Raw genomic sequence first — 24904 nt, 5'->3', positions numbered from 1 at the left:
TTTACGTCTCCTTGAGGTTTTGTCTCACCGCGGTTGCTACGTTCTGTAGTAGCCGTTACGGCGAACCCATCACTGAGGACGAGGTTGTACCGATGACAGACCACTTGGCGACGTTGCGCGAGAAGAGGCAGCAGGCGCTGGAGGGTGGTGGGGCTCAGCGCATCGAGACCCAGCACGCCAAGGGCAAGCTCACCGCCCGCGAGCGGTTGTCGATCCTGCTCGATGAGGCCTCCTTCCAGGAGTTGGGGGCGCTCGCCACGCACCACACCACCGACTTCGGCATGGACCAGCACCGGTACCCCGGTGACGGCATCATCACGGGCTTCGGCAAGATCGGCGGACGCCGCGTGGCCGTCTACGCCCAGGACTTCACCGTCCTCGGTGGCTCATTCTCCGAGGTGCAGTCGAACAAGATCTCCCGCATCCTCGACCTGGCCATCGAGGCCGGCATCCCCGTCATCGGCCTGAACGACTCGGGCGGCGCCCGCGTGCAGGAGGGCGTCCGTTCCCTGGCCGCGTACGGCGAGGTGTTCGTGCGCAACGTCAAGGCGTCCGGCGTCGTGCCCCAGCTGTCGCTGATCATGGGCCCGTGCGCCGGCGGAGCGGTGTACAGCCCCGCGTTGACCGACATCACGATCATGGTCGACCAGACCTCGAACATGTTCCTCACCGGTCCGGACATCATCAAGACCGTCACCGGCGAGGATGTCAGCGCCGAGGAACTCGGCGGCGCGTGGGTCCACAACGCGACGTCCGGTGTCGCCCAGGTGCTGGCCACCGATGAGGCGGACGCGCTGCGCAAGGCCAAGCAGCTCCTGAGCTACCTCCCCCAGAACAACACCGAGGACGCCCCGCCGCTGGAGCCCTACGACCCCGCCGACCGGATGGACGAGGCGCTGAACACGCACATCCCGGACGACGACAACCTCCCCTACGACATGCACCAGTTGCTGGCCCAGGTCTTCGACCGCGACTCGATGTTCCCGCTCCACCACGACTGGGCCGCCAACGCCCTGGTCGGGTTCGCCCGCCTCGACGGACATTCGGTCGGCTACATCGCGAACAACCCGCAGGTCATGTCGGGCTGCCTCGACATCAACGCGTCGGACAAGATCGCCCGCCACATCACGCTGTGCGACCAGTTCAACATCCCGCTCATCACCCTGGTGGACTGCCCCGGTTACCTCCCCGGCGTCGAGCAGGAGTACAACGGCGTGATCCGCCACGGCGCGAAGATCATCTACGCCTACTGCCAGGCGACCGTCCCGAAGATCTCGATCGTGACGCGCAAGGCGTACGGCGGATCGTACGTCGCCCTCAGCTCCAAGCAGATGAACAACGACGTCGCATTCGCGTGGCCGTCGGCCCAGATCGCCGTCATGGGTGCCGAGGGCGCCGCGCGGCTGCTGAACCGTCGCGCCATCGAGGCCGCCGCCGATCCGCTGGCCGAGGAGGCCCGGTTCATCGCCGAGTACAAGGAGAAGTTCTTCAACCCCTACCAGGCCGCCGATGTCGGCCAGATCGACGAGGTCATCGAACCTCGCGAGACCCGTCCGCGCCTGATCCGTGCCCTCGAGGTGCTGCGTACCAAGGTCACGCAGACCATCCCGAAGAAGCACGGCCTCTTCCCGGTGTGAGGAGCCACTCCATGAACCTGCCCACGATGGACGACATCGGCTGGGGCCTGATGATGATGGTCGTCGGTATGGGGGTCGTGTTCCTCCTGCTGTTCGCCCTCATGGCGGTCCTCATGCTGATCGGACGCCTCGACACCGAATCCGTGCCCCAGCTGCGGGTCCGGACGCCCGATCCCGACCTGCGGATGGTCACGATCATGCCCGGGGAGGCTGACCCGACGAGGGAAGCCGATGCGAAACCGGTGAAGCCGGCCGTGCGCATCATCGCCGACGGCCTGGACGAGGACCAGGTCGCGGCGATCACGGTTGCGGTGATCCAGCACGCCGAGATCCGCCGCCGCTCCGCCGGCCCCGAAACCCGTGCCCATGCTCCCGGCAGCCAGCTCTTCGCGAGCCGTTGGCTGGCCGTCGGTCGGGGCGCCCAGACCCATCCCTTCTCCCGGAGGTAGGCCATGCGCCGCTACACGATCAGCGTCAACAACACGTCCAAGGTGGTGGACGTCGAGGTGGTCGGCGCGAACCTCTTCCGCGTCCTGATCGACGGACGCCTCGTCGACGTCACGCTCGACGACCACCGCGACCTGGGCCACGGGGCCATCACGCCCGCGGTCACCCCGCGGACGGTCACCCCGGACGTCGTCGGGGCCGGCCACGGGGCGCCCACCTCGGCCAGCGCGGCGCCGACGCCCGTAGCCACGGCGTCCGCCCAGCCGGCTGCGGCAGCAGCGACGGCAGGGGCGTCCGCGCCCTCGGCGTCAGCGGCCCCCGGCGGCGGCGCCCGCAACAAGATGACCGCGCCGATGCCCGGCGTGATCCTCACGGTCGACACGACCGTCGGCGCAGCCGTGAAGCGCGGCGACTCGCTGCTGGTCCTCGAGGCGATGAAGATGAAGAACGAACTGAGGGCACCCAGGGACGGTGTCGTCGCCGAGATCTACGTCGCGCCCAACCAGCAGGTGAAGTTCGGCGAGACCTTGGTGAGGTTCGAGGCCTGAGATGAGTCCGGACACACTGCACTACCTGCTGCAGGGATTGACCAGCGTCACCTGGCAGAGCCTGGTGATGATCGGGGTCGGCCTGCTCCTGATCTGGCTGGCGATCAGGAAGGAGTACGAGCCCCTGCTGCTGCTTCCCATCGGCGCGGGCGCGATCCTGGCCAACCTGCCGCTGTCTCCGCTGGTCGGCGAGCACGGCATGCTCCAGCTGCTGTACGACATGGGCGTGGGCAACGAGATGTTCCCCCTGCTGATCTTCGTCGGCATCGGCGCCATGACCGACTTCGGGCCCCTGCTGGAGAACCCCAAGATGGTGCTGCTCGGCGCGGCGGGCCAGTTCGGCATCTTCCTGACGCTGCTGCTGGCGCTGTTCCTGGGCTTCACCCACAACCAGGCCGCCTCCATCGGCATCATCGGCGCCATCGACGGGCCCACCTCGATCTACGTGTCGAACAAGCTCGCTCCCGAGCTGGTCGCCCCCATCACCGTGGCCGCGTACTCCTACATGAGTCTGGTGCCGATCATCATGCCCCCGATCATGCGGGCCATGACGACCGCCAAGGAACGCGCCATCGTGATGCCGTACACCTCGCGGGAGATCTCGCAGCGCACGCGCATCCTGTTCCCGATCGTGGTCACCATCGTGGTGGGCACCCTCGTGCCGTTCGCGACGCCGTTGATCGGCATGCTGATGCTGGGCAACCTGATGCGCGAGTCGAAGGTGGTCGAGCGGCTGGTGGGGGCGTCGTCCAACGAGTTGGCGAACGTCGTCACGCTGTTCCTGGGGCTGGCGATCGGGTCGACGATGATCGGGGAGAGCTTCCTCAACGTGCAGACCCTGATGATCATGGCCCTCGGCCTGATCGCGTTCTGCCTCGACACGATCATGGGCGTCTCGTTCGGCAAGTTGATGAACCTGTTCTCGGGCGGCAAGTTCAACCCCCTCATCGGTGCCGCCGGCATCTCGGCGTTCCCGATGGCGGCACGCGTGGTGCAGAAGGAGGCCCAGCGCGAGAACTTCGACAACTTCCTGCTGATGCACGCGATGGGCGCCAACGCCGCGGGCCAGGTCGCCTCCGTCGTCGCCGGCGGCGTACTGCTGGCCCTGATGGGAGCTGGCTAGGGGGGTCATCCGTGCCCGAGGTGCATTTCCGTGCGGCGCTTCGTACTCCCTGGGGTATGAAGCGCCGCACGGAAATGTTCAGGGGGAGCGCGGCCCCGCCGTCCTGATCGGTGCCCGCCCCAGGGCTGCTGCGGGGCTCAGCCGATCCCGAGCGACTCCCGCTCCTGCTCGGTGAACAAGCGCGAACGGGTGAGGAACCTCATTCCCTCGGGCGCCTCGAGCGAGAAGCCTGCGCCCCGCCCCGGGATCGCGTCGATCGTCAGCCGCGTGTGCTGCCACGCCTGGAACTGCTGCTTGCCGATCCAGACCTCGATGGGATCGAGCCCGGGGATGTCCAGGGTGCCGAGCAGGACGTCGGCGTCCCCGGTCAGGAACTCCCCGACGGGGTAGCACATCGGAGCCGACCCGTCGCAGCAGCCTCCGGACTGGTGGAACATCACGGGGCCGTGCCGACCGACCACCGTGCGCAGCAGCGCGGCGGCGTCGGGGGTGACGGCGACGCGCGTGGGGCCGTCGGTCACGAGCTCCTCGACCCCGACGGAGTCCAAGCGACAGGCGTCGCCGAAGGGTTGGTCAGTCATCATCCTCCTGCAAGGTTGGGGGGCGCCACCCCGCGGGGGTGGCGCCCACGGTCGATCAGAAGAAGCCCAACTTGTCCTGGCTGTAGGACACCAGCAGGTTCTTCGTCTGCTGGTAGTGGTCCAGCATCATCAGGTGGTTCTCGCGGCCGATGCCCGACTGCTTGTACCCACCGAACGCCGCGTGGGCGGGGTAGAGGTGGTAGCAGTTGGTCCACACCCGGCCGGCCTTGATGGCGCGGCCCATGGCGTACGCGCGGTGGGTGCTGCGTGACCACACGCCGGCCCCGAGGCCGTACAGGGTGTCGTTCGCGATCTGGAGTGCCTCCGCGTCGTCGCTGAACTTGGTGACCGACACGACCGGGCCGAAGATCTCCTCCTGGAAGATCCGCATCGAGTTGACGCCCTCGAAGACCGTCGGCTCGATGTAGAAGCCCTTCGACAGTTCGCCGCCGAGGTCGACCGGGTTACCGCCCGTCAGCACCTTGGCCCCCTCGTCCTTGCCGATCTGGACGTAGGACAGGATCTTCTCGTACTGGTCGTTGGACGCCTGCGCGCCCATCATCGTCTCCGTGTCGAGCGGGTGGCCGCGCTTGACGGCCTCGACGCGCTTGATGCCGTCGGCGAGGAACTCGTCGTAGATGGACGCCTGGATGAGCGCGCGGCTCGGGCAGGTGCAGACCTCGCCGTTGTTGAGGGCGAAGAAGGCGAATCCCTCGAGGGCCTTGTCGTAGAAGTTGTCCTTCTGGTCGGCCACGTCCGCGAAGAACACGTTCGGGCTCTTGCCGCCCAGCTCCAGGGTGACCGGGATGATGTTCTGGGAGGCGTACTGCATGATCAGCCGGCCCGTGGTCGTCTCGCCGGTGAACGCGATCTTGGCGATGCGCGGGCTGGACGCCAGTGGCTTGCCCGCCTCGACGCCGAAGCCGTTGACGATGTTGACCACGCCCTTGGGCAACAGGTCGCCGATGACCTCGAACAGCTTCAGGATCGACCACGGGGTCTGCTCGGCGGGCTTGAGGACGACGCAGTTGCCGGCGGCCAGCGCGGGTGCGAGCTTCCAGACGGCCATGAGGATCGGGAAGTTCCACGGGATGATCTGGCCCACCACACCCAGCGGCTCGTGGAAGTGGTAGGCCACCGTGGTGTCGTCCAGCTGGCTGAGGGTGCCCTCCTGCGCACGGATGGCACCCGCGAAGTAGCGGAAGTGGTCGATCGCCAGGGGGATGTCGGCGTTGAGCGTCTCGCGGACGGCCTTGCCGTTGTCCCAGGTCTCGATGACGGCGATGTCCTCGAGGTTCTGCTCGATGCGGTCGGCGATCTTGTTCAGGATCACCGCTCGCTCGGCCGGCGAGGTGCGGCCCCACGCGTCCGCGGCGGCGTGGGCGGCGTCCAGCGCCGCGTCGATGTCCTCGGCGGTGCCGCGGGCGATGCGGGTGAAGACCTCGCCGGTCACCGGGGTGATGTTGTCGAAGTAGTCGCCCTTGATGGGCTCGACCCACTCGTTGTTGATGTAGTGGCCGTAGCGGTCTTTGACCTCGATGGTCGAGTCACTGGATCCGGGGTTGGCGTAGCGCGTCACGTGGTGGCTCCGTTCGTCGTTGGGCGGATTGCGGCACACTACGGGAACGGACGTCTGCGGGGAAGGGACGCAGGGTCTCGATTTCGTGCATTTCCGTGCGGCGCTTCCTACCCCCCAGGGGGCTCGAAGCGTCGCACGGCAATGCACCCGAAAGTGAGCCTCACGCGCGACCGGGTCTCACCTGGGTCGGGCGAGCTGTGCCCCGGCCACGTAGCTGGTCGCCAGCGCGACGGCGCTGAGGCGCAGGGCCTGACGACTGGGCAGGAACGCGCCGTGGTGCAGGCCCACCCCGTCGGGCGAACTGACACCCACGAAGGTCATCAGCGACGGCACGACGGCGTTGTACTCCGAGAAGTCGTCCGAGCCGCAGGACCGGAACGGGATCCCCGCCACCGGGACGCCCAGCCCCTCGTAGAGTGCATCGGCTCGCGCGGCGAGTCCGGCGTCGTTGACCAGCGCGGGGCCGCCGCGCGTGAACCTCACCGTCGCGGACGCCCCGTGGGCGAGGGCCATCCCCTCGGCGAGGCGCGTGATGGCCTCGTGCAGGATGGCCTGGTCGCGCTCGTGGAACGTCCGGACGGTGCCGGAACAGTGGGCCGCATCGGCGATGACGTTGGGGGCTGTGCCGCCGCGGACGGTGCCGACCGAGACCACCGACGGGTTGACCGGGTTGATCGTGCGACCCGGCAGGTCGGTCAGCCCGGAGATGATCGTCGCCAGGATGCCGATGGGATCCACCGTGAGGTGCGGGTAGGCGCCGTGCCCACCGCGTCCGGTGACGGTGATGTCGAACGCGTCGAAGGCAGCGTTGACAGCGCCGGCGCCCGTCGACACGACGCCGGGCTCCACGGCCGGCTGGACATGGACGCCCACCATGGCCGCCACCTCGGCGTCCTCGAGGACGCCGGAGGTCACCACGTCGGTCGCGCCGGGCGGGCTGTCCTCCTCGCGCGGCTGGAGGAGCGGGACCATCGCCACCGGCAACTCCAGCCCCCGGGCCGCCGTCACCACCGCCCAGAGCGCCGCCATGTGCACGTCGTGCCCGCACGCGTGCATGATGCCGCGCCGCTGCGAGGCCCACTCCACGCCGGTCGACTCCACGATGGGCAGTGCGTCCAGTTCGGCGCGCAGGGCCACGGCGGGCCCAGCCGGGCCGAACCGCGCGAAGGCGCCGGTCTCCGCGACGGGCAACCAGTCGAGCCAGTCCATGGCCTGGGTCAGCGTGTCGCGAGTGTCCATCTCGTCGCCGCCCACGTGGGGGTCGGCGTGGATCGCGCGGCGCAGCGAGGCCGCCTCGGGCAGCACGGCGTCGATGCCGGCGACCAGTTGTTCGAGCAGCGGGTCGGTCACGGGACGTCAGCCTAGTCGGAGGCGTGTGCGTTCACAGGAGGACCGGGCCGGCGACGCGCACACGTCACGCGTGCAGTTCCGCGATCACCACGGGCAGGGCGGACGCCGCGAGCTCCTCGGGCGTGCGCGGCCCGGGCCGCAGGGACGCCGCGCGCGCCTGCAGGGACGCAGCCAGCGCGCCCGCCCTCAGCGCGGGCACGCCCGCGGCCAGCAGGGCGCCGGCGATGCCGGCCAACACATCCCCCGAGCCGGCGGTAGCCGTCCAGGGTGGTCCGGCGGGGATGACGAGCACCGCGCCGTCGGGGGCGGCGCAGTACTGGGTGGCCCCCTTCAGCAGCACGCAGGCGCCCAAGGCCTCGGCGGCCTCGGTCACGTACCGGATGGGGTCCGCCTCGACCGCGGGTCGCTCGACGCCGATCAAGCGCGCGAGTTCGCCGGCGTGCGGGGTCGCCAGTGATCCGGACGGCAGGGGATCGCGCAGCCAGTGCACCGTGTCGAGGGCGCCCGCGTCCAGGACCATCGGGACGCCGTCGGCCACCCGGCGGTTCAGGCGGGGGCCGTCGGCGCCGGGCCAGCCCGACCCCACCACCCAGGCCTGGACCCGACCGGGGTCGTCCACGTCGAGAGGGGCCACCACCGACGGGAACGCGCGCAACACCGCATCCCGGGCCGGGCCCACGAAGCGCACCATGCCCGCGCCCGCGTGCAGGGCCCCCGAGACCCCGAGCACGGCGGCACCGGGGTAGGCCTCGGTGCCCGTGTCGATGCCGACGACACCACGGCTGTACTTGTGGGAGAGGACGGTCGGCCACGGGTACCACGCCGAGAGGTCGTCCTCGGTGACGAGCGCGACGTTCGACCGGGGTGCGGGCACGCCGATGTCCACCAGCTCCACCCGTCCGCAGCGGGACGCCGCGGGCTCGGCCACGTGCGCCAGCTTGCGCGCGATGAACGTCACGGTGACCTCGGCGTCGAACGATTCGTTCGCCACGTTCGAGTCGGCGACGAGCCCGCTGGGGATGTCCACCGCCACCACGGGGATGCCATCGTCGGAGCACGCCCGCGCCAGCGCCGCCACCGCATCCGGCAGGCCGGGGCGTCCGCCCAAGCCGGAGAGCCCGTCGATGACCAGCCCGGCGCCGCCGACGTGGGTGAGCGCACCGGCGGCGTCCACGACCACCGCTCCGGACGCCAGGGCCGCGGCCAGGCCGTCGGCGTGGGTGTGCTCCAGCACCGGCCACACCCACAGGGGCACGGTTCGCCCGAGCAGTTCACTGAGCTCGGCGGACGCGTACAGGGCATCCCCGGCGTTGTTGCCCGGCCCCGCGACCACGAGAACGCCGGGCAGGTCCCGGCGGCGGAGGATGTCCGCCGCCGCCGTGGCCACGGCGTCCGCGGCCCGACCCATCAGGTCCCCGCCGGGATGGGCGGCGAACCACGCCGCCTCGGCGTCGCGGATCATCTGGGCAGAGGCGATGGGCTCCATGCCGCACACGGTAGTCGAGCGCATGCCGGCGCTCGGCGAGCGCGTCGAACCCCGAGGGTCCGGCCCCGGTCTCACCGCAGGATCGCCGCGTTGAGCCAGGACTCCTCGACGCCCAGCCCCTCGACCAGTTCCAGCGCCTTGCCGCGCAGCTCGAGGCAGAGGGCGTCCACGGCTTCGGTGATCGCCTTGGAGCGGGTGCCGTCGAAGCGCTCGTGTTCCATGAACCAGCCCCGGTTCTCCTCCAGCGTCGACAGGGCGTACAGGTCGCAGACCTTGTTCAGGACCGACGCGATGTAGGGGTCGGCGCACTTGTCGATGCCCTCGATGAACGCTTCGAGCACGACGCGGTCGGTGTGGGCACGCGCTGCCGCCAGCATGTGCGACTGGCAGGCGTTGGTGGCCGCGAACACATCGGATGCCTTCGCCGCCGCCCGCATCCGCTTGGCCAGGCCCTCGAGCGTGTGCTTCTCGCGGTCCTCGAACATGGCGACGTGCCAGGCGCGGGAGCCGATGTCCTTGAGGTTGGCCCCGGACATGATCCGGTCGATGACGGCGCGGGCGGTCGTCCGCTCCATGATCGCGTCGCCGAGCATGCGGGCCGTCGCCTGGGCGGTGCCGCGCATGTCCATGTCGCCCCAGGTCTTCTTGTACTCCAGCAGCAGCGCCTTGGCGACGAGCTGCATCAGCACCGTGTTGTCGCCCTCGAAGGTCGCGAACACGTCGGCGTCCTGGCGCAGCAGCGTGATGCCGTTCTCGCTCATGAATCCCGCCCCGCCACACGCCTCGCGCGACAGCTGGATCGTGTCGTTGGCCCAGCGGGTCAGCAGCGACTTCATGCCCGCGGCTCGGGTCTCCAGCTCGCGGGCGGCGACCGGGTCGGCGCCGTCGGCGTCCGACACGCGCTGGAGTTGCAGGGCCAGCTCGTTCTGGGCGAAGCCGTACGCGTACGCCTTGGCGATGTTGGGCAGCAGCTTGCGCTGGTGCACCTGGTAGTCCAGCAGGGGGATCTCCTCGCGGAGCCCCGGCAGGCGGAACTGGCTGCGCCTCAGTGCGTACCGGGTCGCGATCGACAGGGCCTTGCGGGTCGCGGACGCCGCGGCGCCGCCCACACAGATCCGGCCGCGGACGAGCGTGCCGAGCATCGTGAAGAACCGCGCGTTCTGGGAGTCGATCGCAGAGCGGTAGACGCCGTCCTCGCCGACACCGCCGAACTTGTCGAGCAGGTGCGTACGCGGGACGCGGACGTGGTCGAACCTGATCGTGCCGTTGTCGACTCCGAGGAGGCCCCCCTTGTGGCCCTGGTCGCCGCAGGTGACGCCGGGGACGGGGGAGAGGTCCTCGTTGCGGATCCGCACCACGACCACGTGGACGCCGTGGTGGTGGCCGTCCACGAGGAGCTGGCCGAACACCGCCGCCCACTTGCCGTGCCGGGCGGCGTTGCCGATGTAGGCCTTCGTCGCTCCCGGCGTGGGGGAGTGCACCTCGAACTCGCCGGTCTCGGGGAGCCACGTGATGGTGGTCTCCAACGACTGGACGTCCGAGCCGTGGCCCAGCTCGGTCATCGCGAAGCAGCCGGTCATCTCGGAGGTGATCGTGTCCGGCAGGAAGGTCTCGTGGTGCCACTGTGTCCCCAGGTTGCTGATCGCGCCGCCCCACAGCCCGTGCTGGACGCCGGACTTGATGGCCAGCGACAGGTCGCCCATGGCGAGCATCTCGAAGTGGGCCACGGACTGCGCCTGCGTCCCGCGTCCGCCCTGCGCCTCGGGGAAACCGGCGATCGCGAACTCACGCCCGACCAGGTCGACGAGCTTGTCCAGCGCCCATTGGCGGGCGGTGCCCATGTCCCACTGGGGCTCCCGGACGAAGTCCTCGGCGCTGACCTCCTCGCGCCAGCGCATCTTCACGTCGTGGAACGGCCCGTCCAGCGCCTTGCGGAGGGCTTCGCCGGTGGCGGTGATCGGGCTGGTGCGGGTGGGGGCTTCTGCGGTCATGCGGACGTCCTTGTCTGTGCTGCGAAGGCGGGTTCGATGAACTGGTTGATGTGGGCGACCACGTCGGCACGCGGACGGCGCAGGTCGGTGAGGATCCAGCGATCCGCGACGGCCCAGATGAAGCCGACGACACCGTGGCCCCAGGTGTTGGCGGGCTCCGTGGAGAGACCCTCGGCCTCGAGCCACCGCCGGAACGAGGCGGAGACCTCGTCGCCGATCCGGTTGGTGATGCCGAGCACGGGGTCGGGTGAGTCGCCCGGCCGGTTCGCCACGAACCGGTAGATCTCCCCGTCCGCCTCGACGACGGCGAGGTAGGCGTCGGCGAGCTCACTGACCAACTGGGCCGGTGGGAGGTCGGCCGCCAGCGGTCCGGTCAGGTTGCCCAGGATGAAGTCCTGCACCGACTCGACCACGGCGGCGTGCAGGCCCGAGCGGTCGCCGAAGTGCCGGTACAGCACGGTCTTGGACGTCCCGGCCATCGCGGCCACGTCGTCCATGCCGACCCCGTTGCCGTGGCGCCGGATGGCGCGCAACGTCGCCTCCACCAGCGCCCGCCGGCGTTCGGCGTTGTGCTGGGCCCAGCGGGTGGCGCGGCCGTCCACGGAGGTTGTCATGCACCGAGGGTATCGGAAACTCTGCGTACCTGCTACCGTGAGTTCTGGACACTTCACCCCCTCAGACCGTCGAGGAGAACCACTCATGGACCAGTCCCCAGCCGCGCAGTTGCGCAACGCCGTCGTCGTCGGCGCCAACCGGACGCCGTTCGTGAAGGCGGGCGGCGCGTACGCCACGGCCACCGACCTCGACATGCTGACGGCCGCCATCGACGGGCTCGTGGCCCGCTTCGGGCTGGCCGGGCAGAAGGTGGACGAGGTCGTCGCCGGTGCCGTGCTCAAGCACACCCGTGACTTCAACCTCACCCGCGAGGCGGTGCTCGGCTCGGCGCTCCACCCGCACACGCCGGCCGTCGACCTCCAGCAGGCCTGCGGCACCGGGCTGGAAGCCGTCATCTACGCGTCCAACAAGATCCGCCTGGGCCAGGCGAGCACCGCGATCGCGGGTGGCGTCGACTCCGCCTCGGACGCCCCGATCGTCGTGACGGAGGTCCTGCGCCACGCGCTCCTGAAAGCCTCCCGTGCGCGCAAGCCCCTCGACCGCGTCAAGGCCTTCGCCGGGGTGCGTCCCGCCGACCTGGCGCCGGTGCCGCCCGCCGTCATCGAGCCCCGCACGGGGTTGACCATGGGCGAGTCGCAGGCGCTCACCACGGCGAAGTGGGGCATCAGTCGCGAGGCCCAGGACGAACTGACGCTCGCATCCCACCGCAACCTCGCACGGGCCTGGGATGCCGGCTTCTTCGACGACCTCGTCACCCCCTATCTGAAGGTCACCAGGGACACCATCCTCCGCCCCGACACCTCGATGGAGGCGCTCGCCAAGCTCCGCCCGGTCTTCGGTGGCCCCGACGGCACGATGACCGCGGGCAACTCGACCGCGCTCTCCGACGGTGCCGCGGTCGTCCTGCTGGCCGAGGAGTCCTACGCCCGCGAGCACCACTGGCCCGTGCTGGCCCGCGTCGTCGACGCCCAGGTCGGGGCCCAGGACTACGTCACCGGCACCGAGGACCTGCTGCTCGCCGGGGGCCGCGCGATCCCGGAGTTGCTGGCGCGCAACGGCTTGGTGCTGGACGACTTCGACTTCGTCGAGATCCACGAGGCCTTCGCGGCGACCGTCCTGGCCACGCTGGCCGCGCTCGAGAAGAACGGCACCGGCACCGTCGACCCGGCCAGGCTCAACGTGAACGGGTCCTCGCTCGCCGCCGGCCACCCGTTCGCCGCGACCGGTGGTCGGATCGTGGCCACGCTGGCCAAGATGCTCGCCGAGAAGGGCGCGGGCGCCCGGGGCCTGGTCTCCATCTGTGCCGCCGGCGGGATGGCCGTCACGGCGATCCTGGAGGCCGTGTGATGTCGGTCCTCGAGGCGCTGTTGACGTCGCCCCTCGGCAAGAAGGCCACCGCGAGGGCGGGGCTGGTCGACCCGCCGGTCCTGCGCCGAGGGCGCGTCCTTCCCGCCGGACCGGTGGTGGTGGCGTCCCTCCCCGGGGGCGGGATCGCCGCGGAGGCTCTGGACCCCCTCGTCCCCTCGACCATGGAGCCGCTCCTGGATGTCGCCGACAACCGGACGCCGGACGAGAAGGGGCGTCCACAGCCGCCCCGCTACTCGACGCGCCCGGGCGCCCTCGTGGTGGACGCCACGGGCCTGCGCAGCATCGCGGAACTCGAGTTGGTCCGCCAGGTGTTGCGTCCGGTGATGAAGGGGCTGGAGAAGTCGGGGCGCGTGATCTTCCTCGCGACCGAGGCGGATGCGGTCTCCGGTGTGGAGGCCAAGGCCGTGGCCCAGGCCCTGGACGGCATCATGCGCACCGTCGGGAAGGAACTGCGCGGGGGAGCGACGGCCAACCTCGTGGTGCTCGCCGCGGGCGTCCGGCCCCCCGACCTGACCTCGACCCTGTCGTTCCTGCTCGAAGGGCGCTCGGCGTTCGTGTCCGGCCAGGTGTGGCGGGTGGCGCCGGGCAAGTCAGGGCGGGTGGCCTTGTCGGGTCATCCCTTCGAGGGCCGCATCGTCGTGGTCACGGGGGCCGCACGTGGCATCGGGGCCGCCATCGCGCGGACCTTCCACCGCGACGGCGCCGCACTGGTCGTCGTGGACGTCCCCGCCGCAGGGGAGGGGCTGGCCAGGGTCGCCAACGAGTTGCGCGGCTCCGCGCTCCAACTGGACATCACCGGCCCGGACGCCGGCGTCCGCATCGCCGAGCACGTGGCCCGCGTGCACGGGCCGGACGCCCGCATCCATGCGATGGTCCACAACGCGGGCATCACCCGGGACAAGATGCTCGCGAACCTGGACGAGAAGCTGTGGGCCCCGGTGCTGGACGTCAACCTCGCCGCCGAGATGCGCATCAACGCGGTGCTGCTGAAGGACGGGCCGGGTGCCCTGGCGTCCGACGGCCGGATCGTCGGCATCGCCTCGACGTCCGGGTGGGCGGGCAACAAGGGCCAAGCCAACTACGCGGCGTCCAAGGCGGGTGTCATGGGGCTGACCTGGGCTATGCGGGACGAACTGGCCGATCGCCGGATCACCGCGAACGGCGTCGCGCCCGGCTTCATCGAGACGGACATGACCGCCACGATCCCGTACCTCCAGCGCGAGATCTTCCGGCGGGCCAACTCGCTCTCCCAGGGCGGCCTGCCCGTCGACGTGGCGGAGGTGATCGCCTACCTGTGCGATCCGGCGTCCGGGGGCGTGGACGGCCAGGTGATCCGCGTCTGCGGCCAGAACATGGTCGGACGCTGACATGGCCGACCTCGTCCACGCCGAACTGCCTGCCATCGGGCCGCTGCTGGCGCGCGGTGTCGCCGGGTCGATCGGGCCCGGACGCGGTGCGGGGCCCATCCCGGACCGGGCGGCGATCGTGGCGTCGCACCACCAGGACGTCGCCCGCCTGTCCGCCTATGCCCGGGTGTGTGGCTTCACGGTGCGCGACCGCGTCCCACCGACCTGGCTGCACGTGCTGACCTTCCCGCTGCAGATGGCGCTGATGGCCGAACGCGACTTCCCCTACGCGCTGGCCGGACTGGTGCACGCGTCGAACACGATGACCCTGCACCGCCCGGTGTCGGTGGACGAGGACCTCGCGTTGGTGGTCCGCGCCGGCAGCGCGCGTCCCCATCGCAAGGGTGCCTTGTTCGACCTGCGGGGCGAGGTGCGTGGGCGCGGGGGCGACGTCGCCTGGACCGGGACGAGCACCTACCTGGCACCGGGAGGCAAGGTGGTGCTCGGGGCTGATCCCGGCCCGGCAGCCGAGACGCACCCGGCGGCCGATGCCCTCGGTGCGCCACGCGGTACCACCCCCAGCCAGCAGTGGCGCCTGCCGGCCGACCTCGGACGGCGGTACGCCGCGGTGTCGGGGGATGTGAACCCGATCCACCTGAGTGCCCTGACCGCGAGGCTCTTCGGCTTCAGGCGGGCGATCGTGCACGGCATGTGGACGCACGCGCGCGCCTTGGCGGCGCTGGAACCCCGGCTGCCCGCGGCGTACACGGTGCAGGTGGAGTTCAAGCGTCCGATCCTGCTGCCGGCGACGGTGGGGTTCGCCACCGAGGGCACGTCCTTCGCGGTCCAGAACCGCGAGGCCAAGCCCTACCTCGTGGGGCGCATCGGCGAATCGGAGTGAGCGGGAACTCAGTGTGAACCTGTGCCCCCAAGTCGGGTAACAAGTCACCGGTGAGTGAGCCGAGCGGCCGGACCGTAGGATGACGCCGTGAACGAGCGCCTCTTCGGGTACAGCTGGGCCAGCGTCCACCCGCTCTACGTGCCGAAGGTCCAGAAGAGGGGCCGCCCGCTCGCGGAGCTCAACGGGGTCATCGGGTGGCTGCCCGGGTACGACGAGGCGCGCCTGGCCGAAGCGGTCGAGACGATCAAGCGTTCCGCCTGATGAGGCGCATCATCCACACCGGGCAGGCGCTCGTGGACGCCACCGCCATGATCGCCGGCCTGCCGCGCCGCGGCCAGAACGTGATGGCCGAGGCTTGGAACCAGCATGCCGGGGGAGCGGTGAACATCCTCGTCGCCGCGGCTCGCTCGGGTGCTGCGTGCATCCACGCGGGGGCGATCGGCACCGGCCCCAACGGCGACCTGATCCGTCGCACGCTGCAGGTGGAGGGCGTGGCGTGGTCGGCCCCGGCCGTCCCGGACGCCGACACGGCACTCTGCGTCGTCCTCGTGGAGCCGAGCGCCGAGCGCACCTTCGTCACGACCCTGGGCGCGGAGCGCCGGATCAGCGTGGCCAGCCTCGCCCTGAGCGACCCCCGTGCCGGCGACCTGGTCTGCCTGACCGGTTACTCGCTGGCGGTCGACTCCACCCGCGATCCGCTGCTGGCTTGGCTGGACACCCTCCCCGACGGTGTCGATGTCGTCCTCGACCCCGGCGCGGTGTTCGCCACGCTGCCCGCGGACGTCCGGGAGGCGAGCCTGGCGCACACCACCATCTGGACGTCCAACCAGGAGGAGGCCGACGACCTCCTCGTCGCGATCGGCCGCAGCCGCGCCGACCACCCCGGCACCCCCATGGCGGACGCCGCCGACGCGCTGGCCCGATCGCTGCCCGGCACCGCCGTCGTCGTCCGGGACGGGCACCACGGGTGCGCGGTCAGCGTGGACGGCGAGACGGTCGACGTGCCGGGCTTCCCGCAGGAACCGGTCGACACCAACGGGGCCGGTGACGCGCACACGGGCGTCCTGGTCGCCGAGTTGGCGCGGGGCACGGGGTGGGTGGAGGCCTGCCGACGGGCCAACGTCGCCGGTGCCATCACCGTGACCCGGCGCGGTCCGGCGACCGCGCCCACGGCCTCCGAGATCGAGGCCTTCCTGGCGGACGTCAGCGGCTGACCCCCCGGCGTGGCCATGGTCCGGGCGGCACACCGCGTGCGACACTGCGGAGATGACCGCCTCTTCTCCGGCACCGCAGCCGGGCAGCAGCTTCGACGCGGCGACCAAGTCCCGCCTGATCGAGACCAACGGCATCGACATCATCGACGAGTCGGAGCGCACCGCCCGGCCCCGTGACCTGTTCTGGCCGTGGTTCGCGGCGAATGTCTCCGTGTTCGGCATGAGCTACGCCGCCTTCATCTACGGCTTCGGCGTCTCCTTCGGCCAAGCCGTCCTGGTGGCCCTGATCGGCATCCCGATCTCGTTCGCGCTCTGCGGCATCATCGCGATCGCGGGCAAGCGGGGGTCCGTTCCGACCATGGTGCTCAGCCGGGCGGCCTTCGGCGTCCACGGGCAGAAGCTGCCGGGCATCGTCAGCTGGTTCCTGTCGATCGGCTGGGAGACGTTCCTCGCGATCATGGCCGTCTTCGCCACCGCGACCGTGTTCGGCATCCTCGGCATCGGCGGCGGGACCATGACCAAGGTGTTCGCCGCCGTCGGTGTCGCCGCGCTGATCGTCGTGGCATCCGTGCTCGGTTACCACACGATCATGAAGCTGCAGTCGATCCTGACCTGGATCACCGGCGCCATCACGCTCGTCTACATGGCCCTGACCATCCAGCACATCGACTGGCCGGTCGTGCAGGGGCTCGAGCCGGGCCCGGTGGGCGCGGTGCTCGGTGCGTTCACGATGGTCATGACCGGTTTCGGGCTGGGCTGGATCAACATCGCCGCGGACTGGTCGCGCTACCAGCACCGGGACGCGTCGAACGGCGCCATCATCTTCTGGAACACCCTCGGCGGCTCCATCGCCCCGGTGATCCTCGTCATCTACGGGCTTCTGCTCGCCGGCTCCGACCAGACGTTGACCGAGGGCATCGTCAACGACCCGATCGGCACGCTCGCGACGATCCTGCCGATCTGGGTGCTGATCCCGTTCTGGATCACCGCCGTGCTCGCGCTCGTCTCGGGCGCCGTGCTCGGCATCTACTCCTCGGGCCTGACACTGCTGAGCCTCGGCATCAAGATCCCACGTCCGGCAGCGGCCGGGATCGACGGTGTCATCCTGACCCTGGGCACGGTCTGGGTGGTGTTCTTCGCCGAGAACTTCCTGGGGCCGTTCCAGAGCTTCCTGCTGATCCTGGGCGTCCCGATGGCGTCGTGGGCGGGCATCCTGATCGCCGACATCGTGACCCGGAAGCGCCCCTACGACGAGCTGGCGCTGTTCGACGCGTCGGGGCGCTACCGGGCCTTCGACTGGGTCTCGATCATCACGATGGTCGTGGCGACCCTCATCGGCTGGGGTCTGGTCGTCAACAACTTCGCGGGCGATGCCCCGTGGGCCAACTGGCAGGGCTACCTGCTGGAGCCGCTCGGTCTGGGCGTGCGCACCGTCGTCGACGGCGTGGAGTCGTGGGAAGGCACGTGGCCCTGGGCCAACCTCGGTGTCCTGCTCGCCCTCGTCGGCAGCTTCCTGGTGACCCTGGTCGTCCGGCGCGGCACCATCGCCCGCCAGGAGAGTCGTGGCTGAGCCCTGGCTCGTGGTCATCGACCCGCAGCGGATCTTCGCCGACCCGGCGTCCGAGTGGGGTTCCCCGATGTGGCCGGACGCACTGGGCCGTATCCGGGAGCTCCTGCCGCGCTTCGGGGGGCGGACGATCATCACCCGGTGGGTGCCCCCCGAGGCGTCCCGACGCGTGGGGTCCTGGCGGGCCTACATGGAGGCGTGGCCGTTCGCGGACCGCCCGGCATCCGACCCGTACTTCGACCTGGTCGACGAACTCGCGAAGGTCGACGCCCTCGTCCTGGACGCCCCCACGTTCGGCAAGTGGGACGTCCTGGCGCCCGTGGTCGGCGAGGACGAGTTGATCATCACGGGCGTGTCGACCGACTGCTGCGTGATCTCGACGGTCCTCCCGGCTGCGGACGCCGGCGCGACGCTCACCGTGGTCACCGACGCCTGCGCCGGGTCGACCGCGGAGAACCACACCGCCGCGGTGACCGTGATGGGCCTCTACCCGCCGCAGGTGCGCCTGGCCGCGGCCGCCGAACTCTGACTCCCGCCGAGCTCTGACTCCCCGCCGAGAGCCGGTGCCGACGGTCCCACGCGCCGGCTCCGGACGCGCGAGGGCTGGCCCTGCGCGGAGGTGCGACGTAGGGTGACGGACAAGAGACGCTGCGGTCCCCCTCGCTGCACGATCTGGGATCGTCGCGTGTGACCAGCGGGGCGACGACGCCCTGGAGAGGGAGAACCGTGACCGAACGACGCACCCTGCGCCTCGCCGCCCTCCTCGCGGCCGGAGCACTCGCCCTGGTCGGCTGCGCGCCTGGCCAGCCCGCCACCACCCAAGCGCCCACGGCAGCGCCGACCGCCGTGCCGGGCGCCCCACGCGAACTCACCTACGTCTACTTCACCGATGGGCCGGACGAGGCCGCCACGCGTGAGTTGATCGCCCAGTTCGAGAAGGAGAAGGACGCCAAGGTCAACCTCGAGGTCGTCCCGTACGCCAACCTCGAGCAGACACTGCAGGCACGCCTGGCCGGAAACAACGCCCCCGACGTGGCCCGCGTGACGAACCTGGGCCCGTTCCTGGAGGACATGGCCGACCTCAGCTCGCAGAAGGCCGCGCTGGACGGCCAGTTCCTCAAGGGCACCGATCCGTTCACGCACAACGCCGCGGGCGCGCCGATCGCGGTGCCCTCCGACCTCACGATGAACGGCCCGCTGGTCAACGTCGACCTCTTCGAGAAGGCCGGGGTGAAATACCCCAAGCTCGGCGAGACGTGGACGTGGGACGAGATGGTCGCTGCGGCGGCCCAGGTCAAGCAGGCGGCCGGCACCGAGTACGGCATCGCGATCGACATCTCCCCCCATCGCCTGTCGACGATGTTCAACCAGTACGGCACGACCCTGTTCAAGGGCGACGGCAAGGAGGTCAACTGGGACGTCGCCAAGGGCGCGAAGGCCATCGAGAAGTTCGCCGAACTCAACAACAACGGCCTCATGCCCAAGGACGTCTTCCTGCAGGCGGGCTCGAAGTACAAGGCGCCCTCCGACGTCTTCCTCGCCCAGCAGGTCCCGATCTACATCTCGGGCAACTGGCAGGTAGCGGCCCTGTCGAAGAATGCCGACTTCACGTGGGCGGCCGCGCCGAACCCGTGTGAGGAGCGCTGTGGCGGCTTCCCCGGCGGCAAGTTCATGATCGGCTTCTCCGCCGGCAAGAACGTGCCACTGGCGGCCGAGTTCATCGCCTTCATGAACAGCGCCGAGGCGCAGACGGCGATGGGCGTCAAGGCGAACTTCCTGCCGACCCGCAACGACCTGATCTCGAAGGGGATCGAGTACACCAATCGCGGCGACGACATGAAGGTCTTCCTGGCCGATGTCGCCAAGACCCCGGACGACACGTACCCGACCAACTACTCGCCGATCTTCGGGGCGACGGGCAAGGAGGTCATCACCCAGGTCGGACTGGTGCTGCAGGGGCAGACGACCGCCGAGAAGGCCTCCGAGGCGATCAAGGCGGCGGCGGACAAGAATGCCGCGGGCTGACGCAGTCCCGTCGGCGGCGGCTCCCGGGCGGAGCCGCCGCCGCTGGTTCACCCCCATCCGGGTGGCGCCCTACCTCTTCGTGCTGCCGAACATGGTCGTGTTCGGGTTGTTCACCATCTGGCCCGCGATCAACATGTTCAACATCTCCCTCTACGACTCGACCAACGGGCGCACCTTCCGCTGGGTCGGCCTGGCGAACTACGCGGAGCTCACCTCCAACGCCGCGTTCATCCGGACGTTCACCTCGACGCTCGTCTTCACCGTGGCGTTCGTCGTGCTGACGACCGTTCTGGCGACGGGTTACGCGGTGCTGCTGAACCAGGCGTTTCGCGGCCGGAGTTTCTTCCGTGCCGTCCTGTTCCTGCCGAGCCTGCTGTCGGCGGTCGTCGTGGGTCTGCTCTGGGGGTGGATCCTCGACCGCACCAACGGCCTGTTGAACGTCACGCTCGGGGCGCTCGGGCTGGGCCAGCCCGGCTGGTTGATCGACGGGCGGCTCGCCATGCTCGTCATCGTCTTCGTCGGCCTGTGGATCCACGTGGGCTTCTACACGCTCATCATGCTGGCCGGCCTGCAGGGCATCGATCCGGCGGTCTACGAGGCCGCGGCCATCGACGGGGCCAGCCCCCGCCAGCAGTTCTTCACCATGACCTGGCCGCTGCTGCGGCCCACGACGCTGGTCGTGGTCATCCTCTCGATGATCTCGGGCTTCCAGTCGTTCGACTTCATCTGGACCCTCACCGGTGGTGGCCCCGTCGGAGCCACGACGCTCATGGTCCAGTACATCTACGAGCGCGCCTTCGAGTCGCCGATCCGCTACGGGCTGGCCTCGGCGGGCGGCGTCATCCTGTTCCTCTGCGTCTTCGCCTTCACCCTGCTGAACTACCTCAACGGCCGCCGTCAGGAGGCCGCATGAGCACCTCGACCTGGACCTCCACCGGCCACGGCCGGACGCCATCGCTGGGCCTGGTCCTGCGGTACACGCTCCTCACCGCCACGGCGCTGGTCGTGCTCATCCCGCTGGTCTGGACGCTGCTGTCCAGCTTCAAGACGGAACTGGAGTTGGCGGCCCGCCCTCCGCGTCCGTTGCCCGCCCAGTGGAACCTCGACAACTACACCGGCGCCCTGGAGAGCTTCGCGTTCGGCACCTACCTGGTGAACTCCACGATCGTCACCGTGTCGGCGACGATCCTGACGTTGGTCATCAACACGATGTGCGCCTACGGCCTGGCGAAGTACAACTTCCGCGGCCGGAACCTCCTCTTCCTGCTGGTGCTGGCCACCATCATGGTGCCGCTGCAGGTGATCCTGATCTCGGTCTACCAGGTGGCCGCCCAGCTGGGGCTGGTGAACACCCTGCTCGGCATGATCATCCCGCCGGCTGCCACGCCGACCGGCGTGTTCCTGCTTCGGCAGTACATGCTGGGGATCCCCGACGAGCTCATCGAGGCGGCCCGCATCGACGGGGCGGGGGAGTTCCGGACGTTCCTGCGGGTGGTGGTCCCGCTGTGCGGGGCGCCCATCGCCGTGGTGACGATCTTCTCCATCATGTGGCGGTGGAACGACTTCCTCTGGCCGCTGATCATCGCCCAGGACCAGAGCAAGTACACGCTGCCGGTGGCGCTGGCCCAGTTCAACAGCCAGTTGGTGGTGCCGTTCAACTACATCCTCGCCATGTCGGTGGTGTCGATGCTGCCGGTCATCATCATGTTCCTGTTCCTGCAGCGCTACATCGTGCTGGGCATCGCCAACAGCGGCCTGAAGTAGGACGGGGCTGCGGCGCAGTAGGATGCCGCCGTGAACCAGTCCAACACGGAGCTCCAGCACGCCCCGGTCCTCGTCGTCGACTTCGGTGCGCAGTACGCGCAGCTGATCGCGCGCCGTGTCCGGGAGGCGAAGGTCTATTCGGAGGTGGTACCGCACACCGCATCCGTCGAGGCGATCGCCGCGAGGCAGCCGGCGGCGGTCATCCTGTCGGGCGGGCCCCAGTCGGTGTACGCCGAGGGCGCCCCGCAGGTCGACCCGGCGCTGTTCGGACTCGGCATCCCCGTGTTCGGCATCTGCTACGGCTTCCAGGCCATGGCGTCGGCGTTGGGCGGCCAGGTGTCCAGGACCGGCCTGTCGGAGTTCGGGCGCACCCCCACGACGGTCGACACCCGCGGCGTCCTCCTGAACAACCTGCCCGACACCTTCTCCACCTGGATGAGCCACGGCGACGCGGTCAAGATCGCGCCCGAGGGCTTCCAGGTGCTGGCCCACACCGCCGGCGCCCCTGTCGCCGCCTTCGAGGACGTCGAGCGCAAGCTCGCCGGTGTCCAGTGGCACCCGGAGGTGCTGCACAGCCAGCACGGCCAACAGGTGCTCACGCAGTTCCTCCGCGACATCGCCGGGCTGGAGCCGAACTGGACCGCCGCCAACATCGTCGACGAGCAGGTTGCGGCGATCCGCGCCCAGGTCGGCGACGCCAAGGTCCTCTGCGCGTTGTCCGGAGGCGTCGACTCGGCCGTCGCGGCGGCGCTGGTGCACAAGGCGATCGGCGACCAACTGACCTGCGCCTTCGTCGACCACGGGCTGCTCCGGAAGGGGGAGCGCGAACAGGTGCGCGACGACTTCGTCCGCATCACCGGCATCAACCTCGTCGTGGCCGACGCCGAGGAGCAGTTCCTCACCGCGCTGGCCGGGGTCAGCGAGCCCGAGGCCAAGCGCAAGATCATCGGCCGCGAGTTCATCCGCGTGTTCGAGCAGACGGTCCGTGAGATCGATGAGGCCGAGGACATCCAGTTCCTGGTGCAGGGGACCCTCTACCCGGACGTGGTCGAGTCCGGCGGCGGCGAGGGCGCGGCCAACATCAAGTCGCACCACAACGTCGGCGGCCTGCCCGACGACCTCCAGTTCACGCTCATCGAGCCGTTGCGCACCCTCTTCAAGGACGAGGTGCGCGCGGTCGGTGAGGAGCTCGGCCTGCCCCACGAGATGGTCTGGCGTCATCCGTTCCCCGGCCCGGGCCTCGGCATCCGCATCGTCGGCGAGGTCACCAAGGAGCGCCTCGACCTGCTGCGCGAGGCGGACGCCATCGCGCGGGAGGAACTCGCGGCGTCCGGCCACGAGAAGGACGTCTGGCAGTTCCCCGTCGTCCTGCTGGCCGACGTCCGCAGCGTCGGCGTCCAGGGCGACGGGCGGAGCTACGGCCATCCGATCGTCCTGCGCCCGGTCTCGAGCGAGGATGCCATGACCGCCGACTGGTCGCGGCTGCCCTACGAGCTGCTGGAGAAGATCTCCACCCGCATCACCAACGAGGTGCGCGAGGTGAACCGTGTGGTGCTGGACGTCACCAGCAAGCCGCCGGGCACGATCGAGTGGGAGTGACTGCCGGCGGTGCACCAGCCGGTCTGATCCAGGCCGTCCTGCCCGTCGGGACGGTCGGCGTCGAGGCGTTCGGGGACGCGGGCGCCGGGCCCCTCTTCCCGGCCGAGCGGTCGGCCGTGGCCCGTGCGGTGCCGGAGCGGGTCGCGGAGCACACCACCGTCCGGCACCTCGCGCGCACGGCCTTGGTGGGTCTGGGTGTCGCCCCGGTCGCCATCCCGACCGATGAGGCCGGAGCCCCCGTGTGGCCCACCGGGATCGTCGGCAGCCTGACCCACTGCGCCGGGTACCGGGCGGCCGCCATCGCCCGGCGTGCCGACCTGGCCTGCCTGGGCATCGACGCGGAGCCGGACGTCCCCCTCCCCGAGGGCACCCTCGAGGTCGTCGCCTCGGACGCCGAGCGCGCGGCCTTGGCCGCACTGCCGTCGGGACCCGCCTGGGACCGCCTGCTCTTCTCGGTCAAGGAGTCGGTGTTCAAGGCGTGGCACCCGGTCATGCGGCGCTGGTTGGGCTTCGAGGAGGCCCAGGTGCGCCTGCACACCGACGGGACGGCGTCCGTCCGACTCGTGGGGCAGGCCCTCATCGTCGGTGGACGATCCGTCGATGTCCTGACCGCCCATTGGCACCGTGCCCGCAACGTCCTCCTGACCTGCGTCAGCGTTCGGCCGTGAGTCGCTCCCTGACCTGCTTGCCCAGCACCTCGCCGAGCATCGACGTGCGCAGGACGTCCACCTGGACGAATCGCGGGCGGGCCGGCTCGCGGTAGCTGGTCTCGGCGGGGACCCCGGTTGGTGGTGCCTCGTCCATGCCGGCTTCGTCACCGGATCATGGCCCCTCCCGGGCCGTCGGGCACGATGGATGCCATGCAGCCAACCTCCGTCCGTCCGACACCCGTCCGCACCCTCCAGCGTCGGCTGGGGGAACTGCTGCGCGACCGGGTCGCGGGCTCGGATGCCGGCGAACGCGGCCCGCAGATCTGGGGCAAGCCGGGGGAGCGATGGTTCTCGCCGGGGGATCCCATCTGGCGCGTCCACGAGGACGCCGCCATGTTCCCCGGCGGCGTGGCGGCGTTGCTGCTGCAGTCGCTGCACCCGATCGCCATGGCGGGGGTGGCCGGTCACTCGGGCTACAAGGGCGACCCGTGGGGGCGGCTGCAGCGCACCAGCAACTACATCGCCGTCACGACCTACGGCACGATCCCGGATGCGCTGGCGCTGATCAACCAGGTGAGGGCCGTCCACGAACGGGTCCGCGGCAAGGACGAGCGCGGGCGTCCGTACCGGGCCGGCGACCCCCACCTGCTCACCTGGATCCACGTCGCCGAGATCGCGTCCTTCCTCTGGACGCACCGGCTCTACGGTCCGCGCCCGCTCTCCGATGCCGACGCCGACACCTACGTCGAGCAGACCGGCGTGCCGGCGCGCCTGCTGGGGGTGCCCGAACCACCGCGCACGGTCGCCGAGCTCGAGGCGACGATCGAGCGCTTCCGGCCCGAGTTGGAGCTCAGCGACAAGGCGGCCGAAACGATCGACTTCCTGCTCCGGACGCCCCCGCTGAGCGGTATCGCGCGGCCCGGGTACGCGGCCATCGCCGCCGGCGGCATCGCGGCTCTCCCGGATTGGGCACGGGCAATGGTCGGCAGCCGGACGCCCGTGGTCCTGGGCCGCGCGCTGGGCTCGGTCACCTCGGCGGCGGTGCGGTGGGGGCTCGCGGGTGTGGAGGGCGGACGGCGGTCAGCGCCGCCACCCGCCCCACCAGCTGCCTGA

24 protein-coding genes are annotated in these 24904 nt (G+C 70.2%); 17 read left to right on the top strand and 7 right to left on the bottom strand.

From position 1 onward, the window contains the following. Positions 1-92: 92 nt before the first annotated feature. From AC5YDA_RS00875 to AC5YDA_RS00860, 4 genes are read left to right on the top strand one after another with little or no spacing between them, the layout of a single operon-like run. Entirely contained in the window at positions 93-1637 is a 1545-nt protein-coding gene (locus tag AC5YDA_RS00875; RefSeq protein WP_496188003.1) for an acyl-CoA carboxylase subunit beta, read from the top strand. 11 nt (positions 1638-1648) lie between these two features. After that, complete coding sequence (locus AC5YDA_RS00870; protein WP_496188002.1) at positions 1649-2086, top strand: hypothetical protein; 438 nt, start codon at positions 1649-1651, stop codon at positions 2084-2086. Between the two features lie 3 nt (positions 2087-2089). Further along, complete coding sequence (locus AC5YDA_RS00865) at positions 2090-2632, top strand: acyl-CoA carboxylase biotin carboxyl carrier protein subunit (protein WP_496188001.1); 543 nt, start codon at positions 2090-2092, stop codon at positions 2630-2632. A gap of 1 nt (position 2633) precedes the next feature. Then, positions 2634-3755: a sodium ion-translocating decarboxylase subunit beta gene (locus AC5YDA_RS00860; protein ID WP_496188000.1), complete on the top strand. Its 1122-nt coding sequence runs from the start codon at positions 2634-2636 to the stop codon at positions 3753-3755. A 137-nt stretch (positions 3756-3892) separates the two neighbouring features. On the opposite strand, the gene AC5YDA_RS00855 is transcribed toward AC5YDA_RS00860, so the two are convergent. The 6 genes from AC5YDA_RS00855 to AC5YDA_RS00830 form a co-directional block, all read right to left on the bottom strand. After that, entirely contained in the window at positions 3893-4336 is a 444-nt protein-coding gene (locus tag AC5YDA_RS00855) for a DUF779 domain-containing protein (RefSeq protein WP_496187999.1), read from the bottom strand. 55 nt (positions 4337-4391) lie between these two features. Further along, positions 4392-5915 carry an acetaldehyde dehydrogenase ExaC gene (exaC, locus tag AC5YDA_RS00850; RefSeq protein WP_496187998.1) on the bottom strand — a complete coding sequence of 508 codons (1524 nt, stop codon included), beginning with the start codon at positions 5913-5915 and terminating at the stop codon, positions 4392-4394. Positions 5916-6092: 177 nt separating this feature from the next. Beyond that, the gene (locus tag AC5YDA_RS00845; RefSeq protein ID WP_496187997.1) at positions 6093-7265 is read right to left on the bottom strand and encodes a M20 metallopeptidase family protein; all 1173 of its coding nucleotides are present in this window, start codon (positions 7263-7265) and stop codon (positions 6093-6095) included. A gap of 64 nt (positions 7266-7329) precedes the next feature. Beyond that, entirely contained in the window at positions 7330-8751 is a 1422-nt protein-coding gene (locus AC5YDA_RS00840; protein ID WP_496187996.1) for a bifunctional ADP-dependent NAD(P)H-hydrate dehydratase/NAD(P)H-hydrate epimerase, read from the bottom strand. A 71-nt stretch (positions 8752-8822) separates the two neighbouring features. Next, positions 8823-10742, bottom strand: coding sequence for an acyl-CoA dehydrogenase family protein (locus tag AC5YDA_RS00835; protein ID WP_496187995.1), 1920 nt, complete (start codon positions 10740-10742; stop codon positions 8823-8825). After that, a complete protein-coding gene (locus tag AC5YDA_RS00830; protein WP_496187994.1) occupies positions 10739-11356 on the bottom strand; it encodes a TetR/AcrR family transcriptional regulator in 618 nt (205 codons plus the stop codon). The genes AC5YDA_RS00835 and AC5YDA_RS00830 overlap by 4 nt, the downstream gene beginning before the upstream one ends. An 85-nt stretch (positions 11357-11441) precedes the next feature. Here AC5YDA_RS00830 and AC5YDA_RS00825 point away from each other — a divergent pair, with 85 nt between their 5' ends. The 12 genes from AC5YDA_RS00825 to AC5YDA_RS00770 all read left to right on the top strand — a co-directional run bounded on the left by AC5YDA_RS00825 (position 11442) and on the right by AC5YDA_RS00770 (position 23809). Continuing rightward, positions 11442-12704, top strand: a complete 1263-nt coding sequence (locus AC5YDA_RS00825) for an acetyl-CoA C-acetyltransferase (protein WP_496187993.1) — start codon at positions 11442-11444, stop codon at positions 12702-12704. Continuing rightward, positions 12704-14092, top strand: coding sequence for a 3-oxoacyl-ACP reductase (locus AC5YDA_RS00820; RefSeq protein ID WP_496187992.1), 1389 nt, complete (start codon positions 12704-12706; stop codon positions 14090-14092). The genes AC5YDA_RS00825 and AC5YDA_RS00820 overlap by 1 nt, the downstream gene beginning before the upstream one ends. Before the next feature lies 1 nt (position 14093). Beyond that, positions 14094-14972 (top strand): MaoC/PaaZ C-terminal domain-containing protein, encoded by an 879-nt coding sequence (locus AC5YDA_RS00815; protein WP_496187991.1) that lies wholly within the window; start codon positions 14094-14096, stop codon positions 14970-14972. A gap of 87 nt (positions 14973-15059) precedes the next feature. Next, a complete protein-coding gene (locus tag AC5YDA_RS00810) occupies positions 15060-15233 on the top strand; it encodes a DUF2200 family protein (protein ID WP_496187990.1) in 174 nt (57 codons plus the stop codon). Next, entirely contained in the window at positions 15233-16186 is a 954-nt protein-coding gene (locus AC5YDA_RS00805) for a PfkB family carbohydrate kinase (RefSeq protein WP_496187989.1), read from the top strand. The genes AC5YDA_RS00810 and AC5YDA_RS00805 overlap by 1 nt, the downstream gene beginning before the upstream one ends. A gap of 52 nt (positions 16187-16238) precedes the next feature. Continuing rightward, positions 16239-17756, top strand: a complete 1518-nt coding sequence (locus AC5YDA_RS00800) for a purine-cytosine permease family protein (RefSeq protein ID WP_496187988.1) — start codon at positions 16239-16241, stop codon at positions 17754-17756. Beyond that, complete coding sequence (locus tag AC5YDA_RS00795; RefSeq protein ID WP_496187987.1) at positions 17749-18282, top strand: cysteine hydrolase family protein; 534 nt, start codon at positions 17749-17751, stop codon at positions 18280-18282. The genes AC5YDA_RS00800 and AC5YDA_RS00795 overlap by 8 nt, the downstream gene beginning before the upstream one ends. 197 nt (positions 18283-18479) lie before the next feature. Next, on the top strand, positions 18480-19778 hold the full coding sequence (locus tag AC5YDA_RS00790) for an extracellular solute-binding protein (RefSeq protein ID WP_496192707.1): 1299 nt from the start codon (positions 18480-18482) through the stop codon (positions 19776-19778). After that, positions 19765-20691, top strand: a complete 927-nt coding sequence (locus AC5YDA_RS00785; protein ID WP_496192706.1) for a carbohydrate ABC transporter permease — start codon at positions 19765-19767, stop codon at positions 20689-20691. The genes AC5YDA_RS00790 and AC5YDA_RS00785 overlap by 14 nt, the downstream gene beginning before the upstream one ends. Continuing rightward, positions 20688-21542 carry a carbohydrate ABC transporter permease gene (locus AC5YDA_RS00780; RefSeq protein ID WP_496188049.1) on the top strand — a complete coding sequence of 285 codons (855 nt, stop codon included), beginning with the start codon at positions 20688-20690 and terminating at the stop codon, positions 21540-21542. The genes AC5YDA_RS00785 and AC5YDA_RS00780 overlap by 4 nt, the downstream gene beginning before the upstream one ends. 30 nt (positions 21543-21572) lie before the next feature. After that, entirely contained in the window at positions 21573-23141 is a 1569-nt protein-coding gene (gene guaA, locus AC5YDA_RS00775) for a glutamine-hydrolyzing GMP synthase (protein WP_496187986.1), read from the top strand. Then, a complete protein-coding gene (locus AC5YDA_RS00770; protein WP_496187985.1) occupies positions 23138-23809 on the top strand; it encodes a 4'-phosphopantetheinyl transferase family protein in 672 nt (223 codons plus the stop codon). The genes guaA and AC5YDA_RS00770 overlap by 4 nt, the downstream gene beginning before the upstream one ends. On the opposite strand, the gene AC5YDA_RS00765 is transcribed toward AC5YDA_RS00770, so the two are convergent. Continuing rightward, positions 23793-23945 (bottom strand): hypothetical protein, encoded by a 153-nt coding sequence (locus tag AC5YDA_RS00765; protein ID WP_496187984.1) that lies wholly within the window; start codon positions 23943-23945, stop codon positions 23793-23795. The genes AC5YDA_RS00770 and AC5YDA_RS00765 overlap by 17 nt on opposite strands. A gap of 56 nt (positions 23946-24001) precedes the next feature. Here AC5YDA_RS00765 and AC5YDA_RS00760 point away from each other — a divergent pair, with 56 nt between their 5' ends. Then, entirely contained in the window at positions 24002-24904 is a 903-nt protein-coding gene (locus tag AC5YDA_RS00760; RefSeq protein WP_496187983.1) for an oxygenase MpaB family protein, read from the top strand.

Source organism: Propioniciclava sp. LT294, assembly GCF_059516005.1.
Note: the sequence above shows the minus strand (reverse complement) of the source record. Positions and strands in the feature narration are given on the sequence as shown.